This window comes from Bradyrhizobium sp. 62B (assembly GCF_030272265.2).
Classification (GTDB): domain Bacteria; phylum Pseudomonadota; class Alphaproteobacteria; order Rhizobiales; family Xanthobacteraceae; genus Bradyrhizobium.
Window position 1 is genome coordinate 530,700 of sequence record NZ_CP092841.2, and the last position, 13,103, is coordinate 543,802.

10 protein-coding genes are annotated in these 13,103 nt (G+C 64.6%); 7 read left to right on the forward strand and 3 right to left on the reverse strand.

Annotation, left to right across the window (positions count from 1 at the left end):
* Positions 1-105: 105 nt before the first annotated feature.
* From ML401_RS02530 to ML401_RS02550, 5 genes are all read left to right on the forward strand, one after another.
* Complete coding sequence (locus ML401_RS02530; protein ID WP_376717337.1) at positions 106-435, forward strand: SRPBCC domain-containing protein; 330 nt, start codon at positions 106-108, stop codon at positions 433-435.
* A gap of 260 nt (positions 436-695) precedes the next feature.
* Positions 696-2,411 (forward strand): PQQ-dependent methanol/ethanol family dehydrogenase, encoded by a 1,716-nt coding sequence (locus tag ML401_RS02535; RefSeq protein WP_249157584.1) that lies wholly within the window; start codon positions 696-698, stop codon positions 2,409-2,411.
* A 129-nt stretch (positions 2,412-2,540) separates the two neighbouring features.
* Positions 2,541-3,731 carry a c-type cytochrome gene (locus ML401_RS02540; protein ID WP_376717338.1) on the forward strand — a complete coding sequence of 397 codons (1,191 nt, stop codon included), beginning with the start codon at positions 2,541-2,543 and terminating at the stop codon, positions 3,729-3,731.
* Between the two features lie 123 nt (positions 3,732-3,854).
* Positions 3,855-4,541: a response regulator transcription factor gene (locus ML401_RS02545; RefSeq protein WP_194405540.1), complete on the forward strand. Its 687-nt coding sequence runs from the start codon at positions 3,855-3,857 to the stop codon at positions 4,539-4,541.
* A gap of 103 nt (positions 4,542-4,644) precedes the next feature.
* Positions 4,645-5,337, forward strand: coding sequence for a response regulator transcription factor (locus ML401_RS02550; RefSeq protein ID WP_211420111.1), 693 nt, complete (start codon positions 4,645-4,647; stop codon positions 5,335-5,337).
* 144 nt (positions 5,338-5,481) lie between these two features.
* Here ML401_RS02550 and ML401_RS02555 read toward each other — a convergent pair whose 3' ends face one another.
* Entirely contained in the window at positions 5,482-6,840 is a 1,359-nt protein-coding gene (locus ML401_RS02555; protein ID WP_259215194.1) for a hybrid sensor histidine kinase/response regulator, read from the reverse strand.
* Positions 6,837-8,003, reverse strand: coding sequence for an FIST N-terminal domain-containing protein (locus ML401_RS02560; RefSeq protein ID WP_285809574.1), 1,167 nt, complete (start codon positions 8,001-8,003; stop codon positions 6,837-6,839). Before ML401_RS02560 ends, ML401_RS02555 begins: the two co-directional genes overlap by 4 nt.
* A 247-nt stretch (positions 8,004-8,250) precedes the next feature.
* On the opposite strand from ML401_RS02560, the gene ML401_RS02565 reads away from it, so the two are divergent.
* Both ML401_RS02565 and ML401_RS02570 read left to right on the forward strand, forming a co-directional pair.
* On the forward strand, positions 8,251-10,290 hold the full coding sequence (locus tag ML401_RS02565; protein ID WP_259215199.1) for a methyl-accepting chemotaxis protein: 2,040 nt from the start codon (positions 8,251-8,253) through the stop codon (positions 10,288-10,290).
* A gap of 251 nt (positions 10,291-10,541) precedes the next feature.
* A complete protein-coding gene (locus ML401_RS02570) occupies positions 10,542-12,575 on the forward strand; it encodes a methyl-accepting chemotaxis protein (protein WP_285809577.1) in 2,034 nt (677 codons plus the stop codon).
* Between the two features lie 137 nt (positions 12,576-12,712).
* Here ML401_RS02570 and ML401_RS02575 read toward each other — a convergent pair whose 3' ends face one another.
* Positions 12,713-13,102: a DUF3175 domain-containing protein gene (locus tag ML401_RS02575; RefSeq protein ID WP_211420119.1), complete on the reverse strand. Its 390-nt coding sequence runs from the start codon at positions 13,100-13,102 to the stop codon at positions 12,713-12,715.
* Position 13,103: the final 1 nt, after the last annotated feature.

A 13,103-nucleotide genomic window follows, 5' to 3' on the forward strand; every position in this document is an offset into this window, starting at 1 on the left:
CCTCCTGCTTCCTTGGCGATCGATCGACGGCGGGTGCCGCCTCAGTCCGCGCTCAACGATCCCGAGATTCTGAAGTGCTGCATTCCCGGCTGCCAATCGCTCGAGATGGCCTCGCCCACGGCGATGACGGCAATTGTTTTGCTGAATGCCGGCCCGGTGAAGGCGACGTTCAGCGGCAAGGTGACGCTGAACGATATCGATGCGCCGAGCGGCTACCACATCGTTGGCGAGGGCGCCGCCGATTTTGCCACGGGCGGTGCGAAGGTCGCCTTCGCGGAAGAAACACGGGACGTCACCATCCTCCATGACGAAGCCGAGGCGCAGATCGGCAGCACGCTCGCACAGCTCGGCGCGCGATTGATCGGTTCGACGTCACGCAAACTTGCCGCGAACGTCTTCGAAAACTTTGCGGCGGTGGTAGCGCCATCATCGTGACCCCCGCGCGATTGCGGCACGATGCTGCCTGAATTCGATGACGCGTTTCGAGCTGTAAAACAAGGGCAAGACGCGAGGCAGGACAACGAGATGGACGACGAAACTCGCCAATGATTTGCACTACTACCTTCCGCCTATACTAAGCGCGAAACGTCGATGCTGTAATTTCGAACGATGGCTCGCAGACGAACTGCGCATCACGAGCGCAATGCGCTCAGGCGTCCAACGTGGCGTGCACAACAACATCGTGGAGGGAATACATGACCTTTGGAACGAAGGGATTCTTGGCTGGCATCTCGATGGTTGCGATGCTCGCCGCCGTGACATCAGGCGTTCGCGCCAACGACTCGCTGATCAAGGCGCAGTCCGACCAGAACCAGTGGGCCGTTGCCGGCCACGACTACGGCAATACGCGCTACAGCCCGCTCAAGCAGATCAACACGGAGAACGCCGGCAAGCTGACGCTGGCCTATTCGTTCTCGCTGGCATCGCTGCGCTCCAACGAATCCTCGCCGATCGTCGTCGGCAACACGCTGTACGTGTCGAGCTCGTGGGGCCCGAAATACGTTTACGCGCTCGATGCGGCGACCGGCGCGCGCAAGTGGACCTGGGAGCCGGAAATTCCCGAGGACGTGCTGCAATATGCCTGCTGCGACGTGAACAATCGCGGCGTTTCCTATGCGGATGGAAAGATCTTCGTCGGCCGTCTCGACGGCAAGCTGACGGCGCTCGATGCCGCGACCGGCAAGTCGCTGTGGACCACGAAGGTCGTCGACTACAAGCAGGGCTCGGTCATCACCTCGCCTCCGCTGGTCGTGCGCGACAAGGTCATCACCGGCTTCGGCGGCGGCGAGTATGGCGTGCGCGGCTCGCTGCAGGCCTTCGACATCAACACCGGCAAGCAGCTGTGGCAGACCTTCACGGTTCCCAGCCCGGACGAGCCCGGCGGCGACACCTGGAAGGGCGATTCCGCCCAGCACGGCGGCGGTGCGGCCTGGCTGGTCGGCTCCTACGATCCCAAGACCGACACCGTCTATTGGGGCACCAGCAATCCCGGTCCGTGGAACACCGGCGTCCGCTCCACCGGCGACGGCAATTTCGGCAAGCTGACCAACCTCTACACGGCGTCGACGCTCGCGCTCGATCCCAACACGGGCAAGATCAAGTGGCACATCCAGACCACGCCGGCCGATGCCTGGGACTATGACGGCGTCAACGAGGCCGTGCTCGCGGATCTGAAGATCGGCGGCAGCACCGTTCCGGCACTGATGAAGGCGGATCGCAACGGCTACTTCTTCGTCGCCAACCGTGAGACCGGCAAGGTGCTCTCGGCCGAGAAATACGTCTTCTCCAACTGGGCCAAGAAGTGGGACGTCGCCACGATGCGCGCGGTCGAGGATCCCGACAAGCGTCCCGGCCCGAACCATCCCGCCAAGGACATCTGCCCGAACCTGATCGGCGGCAAGAACTGGCAGCCGATGTCCTTCAATCCGCAGACCGGGCTCGTCTACATCCCCTCGAACAATGTCTGCATGGACTGGTCGGTCTCCGACGTCGCCTACAAGCGCGGCGTGTTCTATCTCGGCGCCGAATTCCCGACCAAGGAAGGTCCCGGCGGCTTCCTCGGCGAGCTCGTGGCCTGGGATCCGATCGCCCAGAAGAAGGTCTGGTCGATCAAGGAAGACCTGCCGTTCAACGGCGGCACGCTGACCACCGGCGGCGGCCTCGTATTCGCCGGCAACATTCATGGCGACTTCCGCGCCATCGATGCCAAGTCCGGCAAGGTGCTGTGGAGCAAGAATCTCGGCTCCGGCATCGGCGCAGGTCCGGTGACCTACAGTGTCGACGGCAAGCAATACGTCGCCATCGTCGTCGGCCGCACGGCAGCATTGCCCGCGTTCCTGGGCGAGGTTGGAAAGAAGATGACGGCCGCAGCCCCCGAGGGCGGTTCGCTCTTCGTGTTCTCCGTCCAGTGACCACTCGCGCGCGTATCCCGAAGGAGACGGGATACGCGCGCGCTTTTCTCGACATCGCGCGGCGACGGCACCAGTCAGATCCTGTGCCGCAACGCCTGGTCCATCAATTCCCAACTGCCGGAGATGAGGATGCGTCCGATCAATCCAGCTAACGGCAAGAGCCGACATCACACCATCGCGGGACGGCTCGCATGGCTCGCCGCGTCTGCGGTGATCGCATCGACCGCATTGGCACATGCCGACGACACAAAACCGTTCCGCCTGTGCGCCGATCCGACCAATCTGCCGTTCTCGAGCGATAATCCGTCGCAGCCCGGCTTCTATGTCGAGATCGGCCAGGCACTGGCGCAGGCGCTCGGCCAGCCCATCACTTACGACTGGTACAAATCCTATTTCGGCAAGCGCACCGTGCGGGTCACGTTGCTCGGCAAGCAATGCGACGCCATGATCGGCCTGCCGCGCTCCGAGGATTTCATGGGGCCCGCCGTCATCTTCTCCAATAGCTTCGCGAAGGAGGGCTATGCCCTGGTTGCCGCGAAGGGCCAGGCGATCGGCGGCGTGGACGACCTCAAAGGCAAGCGTGTCGCCGTCCAATACGCCAGCACGCCGCAAAACCTTCTCGCGACACGTGACGACGTCCAGAAGGTGACCGTGCTGTCGCCCGAGGAGGCCATGCAGGCGCTCGACCAGGGCAGGGCGGACGTCGCCTTCATCTGGGGGCCGGTCGCCGGCTGGCTGAACATGACGACCTACGGGGATCGCTATCAGATCCGGCTCACCGAAGGCGAAGGCCTGTCCTGGGATGCCGCGATCGGTTTTGCGAAGGGATCGACCGAGCTGCGCGACCGCGTCGACGCGATCCTGCCGACACTTCAGAAGACGATCGCGGATCTCGCCGTGAAATACGGCCTGCCGGCCGGACAGCCGGTCCGCTTCGGAACGGCCGAGGCCGTGCCGGCGGGGACCACGACCGGGACCGGTCCGGGGCCCGCTTTGGCGCAGGTCGCAAATGTGGTGGCGACCGAGGCCAAGGGCGATGCGACGGCACCGAATGCGGAGATCGCCGGTGCGGGCAAGGAGATCTTCAACGGAACCTGCGCGCATTGCCACGGCCCCGACGCCATTCAGAGCGAGCGGAAGATCGATCTGCGGCTGTTGCGTCACCGCTACGGGGACGACATGCGCGACACCTTCTGGAAGACCGTGCATGACGGGCGCCCCGCCAAGGGCATGCCGGCGTGGAAGGAGGTCTTCACCGACGCCCAGTTCGACAGCATCTATTCCTTCCTGATGACGGTCCAGGTCGAATCGAACGACTGAACGCCCTTGACCGCACGCGATCGGGAAGATGTGGTAGCATCCACCTTGCATCTTCCCGGCGCCGGACCGGTCCAGGAGGGTTGCGCTGCTGCCGCTCGCGCGGTGGATCCTTTGGAAGGCGCCATGGCCAGCTTCCTGATCATCGACGATCATCCGCTGTTTCGCGAAGCGCTGGGCAATGCCGTGCGGCTGGCCTTGCCCGAGGCCCGCATCCTGGAGGCGATGTCGATCGAGGACGCGCTGGACATCCTGTCGGCCGAGCAGGGGATCGACCTCGCTCTGCTCGACCTGTCGCTGCCGGATGCGACCGGCTTCTCCGGTTTCCTCCGCTTGCGCGAAACTCACCCGCGCCTGCCGGTTGCCATCGTCTCGAGCGAGGAGGACCAGCACGTGGTCCGCGAAGCGCTGGCGCTCGGCGCGGCCGGCTATCTGCCGAAGTCGACGTCGAAGCGCGAGCTGGCCCAGTCGATCGAGGGCGTGCTCTCCGGATCCGTCTCGGTGCCGCGGGATTTCGTGGCGACGCCGCAGCGGCGAAAAGCCGAGACCAGCAAGGCGCTCGAGGTCAAGCTGCGCGAGCTCACGCCGCAGCAAATTCGGGTCCTGGACCTGCTTCGGCGCGGCTATCCGAACCGGCAGATCGCACAGGAGCTGCAGCTCGCCGAATCCACGGTCAAGGCGCACATCACCGAGATCCTGCGCAAGCTCGGGCTGTTCAGCCGCAACAAGGCGATCATCGAGATCGGCAAGATGGAGCTGCCCGACCCCAGGAACCGGCCCTATGCGCGGGCCGATCGCGGCAGGCCGCAATGATCCGCCCCGCCATTGTTGACTTCGATCAAGCCGGCGCGCGCCGGCTGATACATTCTCAAAAGAGTTCGACATCCGGCAGATATTTGGAAATGGCTGACGCGTGATGCGATTTCTGATTGTCGAAGACCATCCGCTGTTCCGCGAGGCGCTCGAAGGCGCGCTGCAAATGGTGGCGCCCGAGGCCGAGATCCTGCAGGCGATGTCAGTCGACGGCGCGCTCGAGCAGCTGTCCGCGGGCGCCGAGCTCGATCTCCTCCTGCTCGATCTGTCGATGCCGGGCACGACCGGCCTCTCGGGCATCGTGCGCATCCGCAAGGCCTTCCCGAAGGTCCCCGTCGTCGTCGTGTCGGGACATCAGGATCCCAGAATCATCTCCGGCGCCTTGTCGCTCGGCGTCGCCGGTTACATCTTCAAATCCTCGTCCAAGCAGGAACTCGCCCAGTCGATCGGCGAGGCGCTGAAGGGGCTGGTCTGTCTTCCCGATGCCTATCGCGCCCTCCGGCCGCAGCGCGCCCCAGGTCCCGCTCATGATCTGCTGAAGCGGCTGCATGATCTGACACCGCAGCAATTGCGGGTCCTCGAAATGCTCAAGCGCGGCCTTCAGAACAAGCAGATCGCCTATGAGCTGAAGATTTCCGAGACCACCGTGAAGGTCCATGTCTCGGACATCCTGCGCAAGCTGAACGTCGTGAGCCGCACCAAGGCGATCGTCGAAATGTCCAGAATCGATTTTGCGACGCTGGCGAGCGACGGGGGTCGTGCCAAGCACGATCGTGCCCAACCGGATCAGCCGTGACGCGAATGTCTCCGGTCCTGTCGCGCCGATCGACGGCCGCTAGATCGGCAAGTAAGTCATGCCATTGGCGGGTTGTAATTTAGTACCGCTACTGTGCATGGGGTTGTTTTTCGATATTTGGTTGGGCCGCCCCGGCGCAGGGAGCTAGCTCAGCAGGAACGACAGCAGCGCGCGCATCTCGGCGGGCTTGACCGGCTTCTTCAACACTTCGAGGCCGGAGAGGCTCGCCTGCTTGGCAGCCTTCTCGGAATAGTCGGCGGTGATGATCATCGCGGGCACGTCGAGCTTCAGGTGCTCTCGGATGTCGACGATCGCCGACAATCCGCTTTTGCCGTGATCGAGATGAAGGTCGGCGATGACCGCGTCGGGAGCTCCGCCCAGTTCGCTGAGGCGCAGCAGCGCGTCCGCCGCCGATGGCGTGGTCGCGACGTCGCAGCCCCACCCTTCCAGCAGGGCGGCCATGGCTTCGGAGCCGGATGGATCGTTCTCGACCAGCAGGATCTTGGCGCCTTCGAGGCCGCCATATTGCCGTTCACTGAGCTTGGTCTCGTGCACCTCGTCGCTGACCTCGGCGAGATCGGCCGGCTCGAGCTCGAGGACGAACGTCGAGCCCTTGCCGACCTGCGACGACAGCCGCACCTCGTGTCCGAGCACGGTCGCGAAGCGGCGGACGATGGACAGACCAAGCCCGAACCCGGCCTGGTCGGTCGCACTGGCTTCACCGCGCTGGAATTCGCGAAAGATGGCCTCCTGTTGCGTCTGCGCAATTCCCGGTCCGGTATCGGAGACCTGGACGCAGATGCGGCCGTCTCGCCGCCTGCAACCCATCACGACGCCGCCGCTGCGGGTGTAGCGGATGGCATTGGCGAGCAGATTTTGCAGGATGCGCCGGAGCATCATCGCGTCCGACGACACCGCGAGCTGCGGGTTGCGGATGCGCAAGGACAGGCCCTGCCGCGCAGCGAGCGGCGCGAATTCGTTGCGAAGCTGCTCGAACAGCGGCGCCAGCGCGAGCGGACGCACGTCGGGTCTGAGCGCGCCGGCGTCGAGCTTGGCGATCTCCAGCAACGACCGTAACAGATCTTCCAGCGTCACCAGCGAGCGGTCGACCTGGTCGATCAGAAGGCCAGCCTGCTGTGCCTCCATCATCTCGGCTAGCGCCGAGAGCGTCAGCCGCGCCGCATTCAGCGGCTGCAGCAGATCGTGGGTGACGGAGATCAGGACGGACGATTTGAGCGAGCTTGCGGCCTCGGCCTGCTGCTTGGCGCGATACAGGCCCTCATTGGCGCGTTCGATCGAATGCAGCGCCTCGCGCAACTGGGTGGTCCGGTCCCGGACCTGGCGGTCGAGCGCGATGGCCGTCTCAAACAGCGAGAAGGCGTTGAGCTGCTGGTCCATCGAGCGCTCGACGCGGGACATCAGCGCGGCGTTGATCTTCCTCAGCTTCGCGGTTTCCCGCTGCAGCTGCTCGACCGTGTCTGGCTCCTGCAATAGCTCGGTCACGAGGGACGCCTGCCGATGGCGACGCCGGTGAACGTCTGGTTCACGTGCATCGATCCGAACTGCTCGCCATAGGTATGAAAACCGACGACGCGATTCTGGCGGTAGAGCTCGGACATGTCGCGGGCGAGCTGGTGCTGTTCGGCGTCGAGCCGGCGCAGCAGGCATTCGAAGCCGATATAGAGCGAGACCTCGCCGATCTGGTCGCGCGTTTCCGCAAAGGCCTCGCGCGTCGTGCCGACCAGGCTGCGCGATGTCGCGGCGGTCAGCACCATGCCTTCGTCGATCGCGCAGAAGAAGTGCAGCGACCCGTCGGGTTCGACGCGCTGGATCGACCGGGCGTAGTAGGAGCCGCCGACGCGGACCAGGACGGGATGCGAGGCGAACGAGAACGGGTCGAGCTTGGCATCCATGATCCCGACGACGCGGGAATATTCCTGCGCCGCGGGCTCGGCGTTCAGCTCCCTGACGGTTCGATTCTCGATGTCGGCCTCGGTGACAACCATCTTCTGAGGTCGCGGTTCGAAATTATCGCATTTGAAGACCCGGAACGGCAGCGACGTGCTCAAGAGGATCAGGAGGGCGGCGTTGGTGTGCGCCTTGCCGTCGAGAAATACAAAGGTCCGCTCGAAGCGCATGCCGTCGCCGGCAGATCCCCCGACGATGGGAATGTCGTCCAGCGAGGCATAGATCGCGGACATCACCGCTTCTTCCCGGCCGCACAGGCCGTCGATCAGGACCAGGCCGAACGAATTTCCGCGCTCGACCTCGGGGGACGCCCGCAGCAACTCCTGCCGGGCCTCGGCGCTGATCCTGCGGCCGTCCTCGACGTGAAAACCATCGAGATTGAGAATGGGCCGCACCACGGCCGCGAAATCGGTGCGACTGAAGGCGAGCGCGACGACGCTGTTCTCGTCCCAGCCGTCGGGCGCCAGCTCGCCGGCGGTGGTGCAACCGCAGACCGGGATCCCGTCAAATTGCCGGCTGATCTCCGCGATGAATTGGTGCGGATCGTAGCTCGGGGAGACGAAGAGCAGGAGCAGCGCCAGCTCATCGGATGGGAGCTGAGCGGCGAGGTCGGCAACGGCTTGCTCGACGCTCGCGGCCTTCGACTTCGCGACGGCAACGCCAGACGCACCGCCAAACCGAAAGTCGGTTTGCCCCACTCCGTTTCTCCCTCAAGGACCCGCTCGGTCTGATGCCGTGCCTGACAAGTGCCCAGAGAGTATGGCCTTTTTCGCCTGGTCGCAACATGGCGGCGAGAATCGCGGAACGTGCGTTCCGCGCGCCAGGCGGCCCTCGGTCACGAATTTACCGCCCCTTGACGATTGTGCCCTAATTTTCATCGCCGGTCCGGGAGGGGCTGCTCCCGGGCGGCGTTGCACGTGCAAGAACTGATCTTTGGGGGTGGGAATGTCCAGGCGTACCGCGTCGTCGTCTAAGCGCACACTGTTTCCCACCCTGAGGTTCCGCGCCAAGATCATCCTGGGCTTTGCGGTCGTGCTCGCCATCTCGGCGGTGAGCCTCGCCTTCGCCTATTTCGGCTTCGAGCGTGTGTCGGAAGGCGTAGGATCCTACCGTAGCAGCGTCTCGGAGGCCGATCTCGCCCGCAATATCGATCGCGAGCTGCTCGGCTATCGTTCGGCCGCGCGTTATTTCGTGGTGACCGGCAAGGAAGACGACGCCAAGGCGGCACTGGACGCCGAGGCCAGCCTGAAGAGCGCGATCGATCAGGCGATCCAGAATGCCAAGAAGCCGGCCCGGCTGGAGGGCCTCAACAAGCTGGCGAAGGAATTTTCCAATTTCTCGGCGACCTTCGCCAAGATCTTGCAGGCCAAGCGCGACAGCGCGCTGCTGGTCCAGAATCAGCTTCAGCGCAACGCCAATTTGCTGAAATACAAGCTCGACGACATCGGTAACAACGCCTCTGACTCCGAGGCGCAGGCCATCGAATTCGGCACCAAGCAGGTCAACGCCCAATTCCAGACCGCGAGCGGGGCCGCCAGCAACTTCATCCTCAACTCGGACCAGGCCGTCGGGGCAAGTGCGATGGCGCGTCTGAAATTCGTCGAGAACTCGCTCGGCGCAGTCTATTCCATGGACGATAAGATCGTCGCCGGCCTGAAAGAGGCCAAGGCGCTGCTCGGCGCCTATCGCGATGCGCTGGAAAAGCTGATCGCGAAAGCCAAATTGGTCGACGAGCTCGTCACCGAGATGAGCGGCTCGGCCGGTGCGATTCTGCAGGGCGCGACCGCCATGAAGGCGGATCTCGTCGCCGAACAGCAACGGCTGGACCAGGAGTCGGAAGCGACCATCGGACGGACCGAGCATCTGGTCCTGATCCTCGCCATCGGCGGTACGCTGCTCGGCGCGGTTCTCGCCTTCCTGCTCGGCACCGGCATCTCGCGCCCGATGATCGCGATGTGCAAGGCGATGCGCGAGCTCGCCTCGGGCAATTTCGACGTGGTGCTGCCGGGTCTCGGCCGCAAGGACGAGATCGGCGAGATGGCCGGCGCGGTCGAGGAGTTCAAGGTTCAGGCTGTCGCCAAAGCCGAGCGCGATGCCGCGGCCAGCGAAGTGCAGAACCGCGAGCAGGCCGCAAGCCGCCGTGCCGAGCTGATCCGCTTTGCCGACGATTTCGAGAGCGCGGTCGGCGCCATCGTGTCCAACGTCTCGGCCTCGGCCGTGCAGCTGGAATCGGCGGCCTCCACGCTGACCCGCACCGCCGAGACCACCCAGAGCCTGTCGAGCCAGGTCGCGGACGTCTCCGAGCAGGCCTCCTCCAACATGCAGTCGGTCGCCACCGCGACGGAAGAGCTGTCGGCTTCGGTCGAGGAGATCGGCCGCCAGGTCCGCGATTCCAGCCGAATTGCCGAGGCTGCCGTGGTGCAGGCCAAGGAGACCGACGGGCGCATCGGAAAACTCTCGCATGCGGCCCAGCAGATCGGCGAGGTCGTCAAGCTGATCACGGCGATTGCCGAGCAGACCAACCTGCTGGCGCTCAATGCCACCATCGAGGCGGCGCGCGCGGGTGAGGCCGGCCGCGGCTTTGCGGTGGTCGCGAGCGAAGTGAAATCGCTGGCGAGCCAAACCGCGAAGGCAACGGACGAGATTTCCTCGCACATCGCGGGCATGCAGGGCGCGACCGCCGAATCGGTTGCCGCGATCAAGGAGATCGGAGCGACCATCGGCCAGATCTCGTCGATCTCGACCTCGATCGCCAGTGCCGTCGAGCAGCAGGGCGCGGCGACGCAGGAGATCGCGCGCAGCGTCCAGACCGTGGCGCAGGGCACCCAGACCGCGGCCACCGATATCGGCCAGGTCAACCGCGGCGCCGCCGAGACCGGCTCGGCCTCGGAGGAGGTGCTGCACTCGGCCAAGACGCTGTCATCCGAAAGCACCCGTCTGCGCGCCGAGCTCGATCGCTTCATGGGGAATATCCGCGCGGCGTAAGGCGCTGCGCCTGAAGCCGCTTCCGCTTCATCACCGCTTGTCCGGGACGACAGCGGACCGAGGATCGCCACTTAAATTTGCGACGCTGCCAGGTGACGCACCTTAACAACTCCCCTGCGTCACCTAACCGCCAGCCAGGCGTCGCAAATTTACCACAGCTTATCCTTTGCCGATTACCGTGCGGACGAGTCGGAGAGCGGGCTGCTCTTTCGGCTGCGCCTGGTTTTCCGCGAATGGAATGGGGTGGGGGAATGTCGGTCAAGTCGAAGTCGAACCAATCGAAGCTGCCAACTTTGCGGTTTCGCGCAAAAATCATCCTCGGCTTCGTGGCGGTGCTGGCCATTCTGGCCGTGAGCATGGCCTTCGCCTATTTCGGCTTCGAGCGGATTGCCGGCGCCGTGGCCTCCTATCGCACCAGCGTGTCGGAAGCCGACCTCGCGCGGACGGTCGACCGCGAACTGATCGCCTATCAAGGACTGGCCCGAGCCTATACCCTGACGGGGGCGGCGGATGACGAGACCGCAGCCAAGGCTGCCGAGGAAAATCTGAAGAGTGCGATCGCCAAGTCGATGTCCGCCACGACCGGCGCCGCCCGACGCGAGGAGGTCGGCAAGCTCGAGGCCGAGTTCCAGCGCTTCACCAAGGTGTTCGGAGAAATCATCACGCTGACGCGTGAGAACAACAAGATCGCGGCCGATGAGCTCAACAGCGTCGGCAACAAGATTCGGTTCAAGTTCGACGATCTCGCCGATACGGCCGCGCTGGCGGGGCTGGCCTCAGTCCAGACCACGGCCAAGGACATCACCTCGCAATATCTGGCGGTCTCCACCTCGGTCAGCGCCTTCGTCGCCAAGCCGGAGCCGAAGACCGCCGATGGCGTGATCGCCCGCGTCAAATTCCTGGAGACCCTGCTGGTCTCGATCTATGCCAACGACCAGAAGATCACCGACCGCGTTACCGAGATCGGTAATCTGCTGAAGCAGTACCGTTCCTCCTTCACGAAGCTGTCGGAGAATGTGAAGATCATCGTCAAGCTGAACGGCGAGATGACCAAGACGGCGGCGGGCATCCTCAAGCTCTCCGGCGAGCTACGGTCGGAGCTGACCGCCGATCAGCAGCGCATCGAAGCGAGCGCGAATGCGACGATCGTGGATACCGAGCGGCTGATGGTGATGCTGGCGCTCGGCGGCCTCGCCATCGGCGCGGTGCTTGCCCTGATGCTCGGCAACGGCATCTCGCGCCCGATGATCGCGATGTGCAAGGCGATGCGCGAGCTGGCCTCGGGCAATTTCGACGTGGTGCTGCCGGGTCTCGGCCGCAAGGACGAGATCGGCGAGATGGCCGGTGCGGTCGAGGAGTTCAAGGTTCAAGCTGTCGCCAAAGCCGAGCGCGATGCCGCGGCCAGCGAAGTGCAGAACCGCGAGCAGGCCGCAAGCCGCCGTGCCGAGCTGATCCGCTTTGCCGATGATTTCGAGAGCGCGGTCGGCGCCATCGTGTCCAACGTCTCGGCCTCGGCCGTGCAGCTGGAATCGGCCGCGTCAACGCTGACCCGTACCGCCGAGACCACCCAGAGCCTGTCGAGCCAGGTCGCCGGCGTCTCCGAGCAGGCCTCCTCCAACATGCAGTCGGTCGCCACCGCGACGGAAGAGCTGTCGGCCTCGGTCGAGGAGATCGGCCGCCAGGTCCGCGATTCCAGCCGCATTGCGGAAGCTGCCGTAGTCCAGGCCAAGGAGACCGACGGTCGCATTGGAAAACTCTCGCATGCCGCGCAGCAGATCGGCGAGGTCGTCAAGCTGATCACGGCGATCGCCGAGCAGACCAACCTTCTGGCGCTCAATGCCACCATCGAGGCGGCGCGCGCGGGTGAAGCCGGCCGCGGTTTTGCGGTGGTCGCGAGCGAAGTGAAATCGCTGGCGAGCCAGACCGCGAAGGCGACGGACGAGATTTCCTCGCACATCGCGGGCATGCAGGGCGCCACCGCCGAATCGGTTGCCGCGATCAAGGAGATCGGAGCGACCATCGGCCAGATCTCGTCGATTTCGACCTCGATCGCCAGCGCTGTCGAGCAGCAGGGCGCGGCGACGCAGGAGATCGCGCGCAGCGTCCAGACCGTGGCGCAGGGCACCCAGACCGCGGCCACCGATATCGGCCAGGTCAATCGCGGTGCCGCCGAGACCGGCTCGGCCTCGGAGGAGGTGCTGCACTCGGCCAAGACGCTGTCATCCGAAAGCACCCGCCTGCGCGCAGAGCTCGATCGCTTCATGGGGAATATCCGCGCGGCGTAAGGCGCCGCGGCGTCATACTCCGCTGTCATCCCGGAGCTGCGCTGCACACCTGATAGCGCCGCGCGCTGCCAGGTGCTCCGCCTGTCCGGGACGACAGCGAAGTCAAGATCGCGCTCTGAGGGCCTTACCTCTCATCCTCACTCCCGCCCGAACGCCCGCTTCAGCTCGACCTTCGCCTTTTCTAGCCGCGTGCGCTGCGTTTTCGGCAAGGTCTTGCCGGCGCGGTTGATGTAGAAGGTCAGCATCGACAGCGCCGAACGATAGGCGCCGGTCTTGCGTCGTGAGCTGTGCTCGGCCGATCGCTTCAGTGACGTCGCGATCTTCTTCGGGCTGGTCAGCTTGAACACGCCCTGCTTGAGGTCGAGTGCGTCGCTCTCTTTGGTCACACGCTGCGACCAGCGCTTTGGCGCTGCGCGTTTGGCGCTCTTGCGCGTGGTCGTGCTGCGCCGCGTGCTTGTCTTCTTCCGGCGGCTGGATTTGCGGGTGCCGCTGTTTCGAGAATGTGTCGTCTTTCTGACATGAGCCATG

What these genes read in the sequence shown, in the direction of transcription:
- ML401_RS02570 (WP_285809577.1), top strand. Translation starts at nt 10,542, where the DNA reads ATGTCGGTCAAGTCGAAGTCGAACCAATCGAAGCTGCCAACTTTGCGG.
- ML401_RS02575 (WP_211420119.1), bottom strand. Translation starts at nt 13,102, where the DNA reads ATGGCTCATGTCAGAAAGACGACACATTCTCGAAACAGCGGCACCCGC.
- ML401_RS02530 (WP_376717337.1), top strand. Translation starts at nt 106, where the DNA reads ATGGCCTCGCCCACGGCGATGACGGCAATTGTTTTGCTGAATGCCGGC.
- ML401_RS02550 (WP_211420111.1), top strand. Translation starts at nt 4,645, where the DNA reads ATGCGATTTCTGATTGTCGAAGACCATCCGCTGTTCCGCGAGGCGCTC.
- ML401_RS02545 (WP_194405540.1), top strand. Translation starts at nt 3,855, where the DNA reads ATGGCCAGCTTCCTGATCATCGACGATCATCCGCTGTTTCGCGAAGCG.
- ML401_RS02540 (WP_376717338.1), top strand. Translation starts at nt 2,541, where the DNA reads ATGCGTCCGATCAATCCAGCTAACGGCAAGAGCCGACATCACACCATC.
- ML401_RS02535 (WP_249157584.1), top strand. Translation starts at nt 696, where the DNA reads ATGACCTTTGGAACGAAGGGATTCTTGGCTGGCATCTCGATGGTTGCG.
- ML401_RS02565 (WP_259215199.1), top strand. Translation starts at nt 8,251, where the DNA reads ATGTCCAGGCGTACCGCGTCGTCGTCTAAGCGCACACTGTTTCCCACC.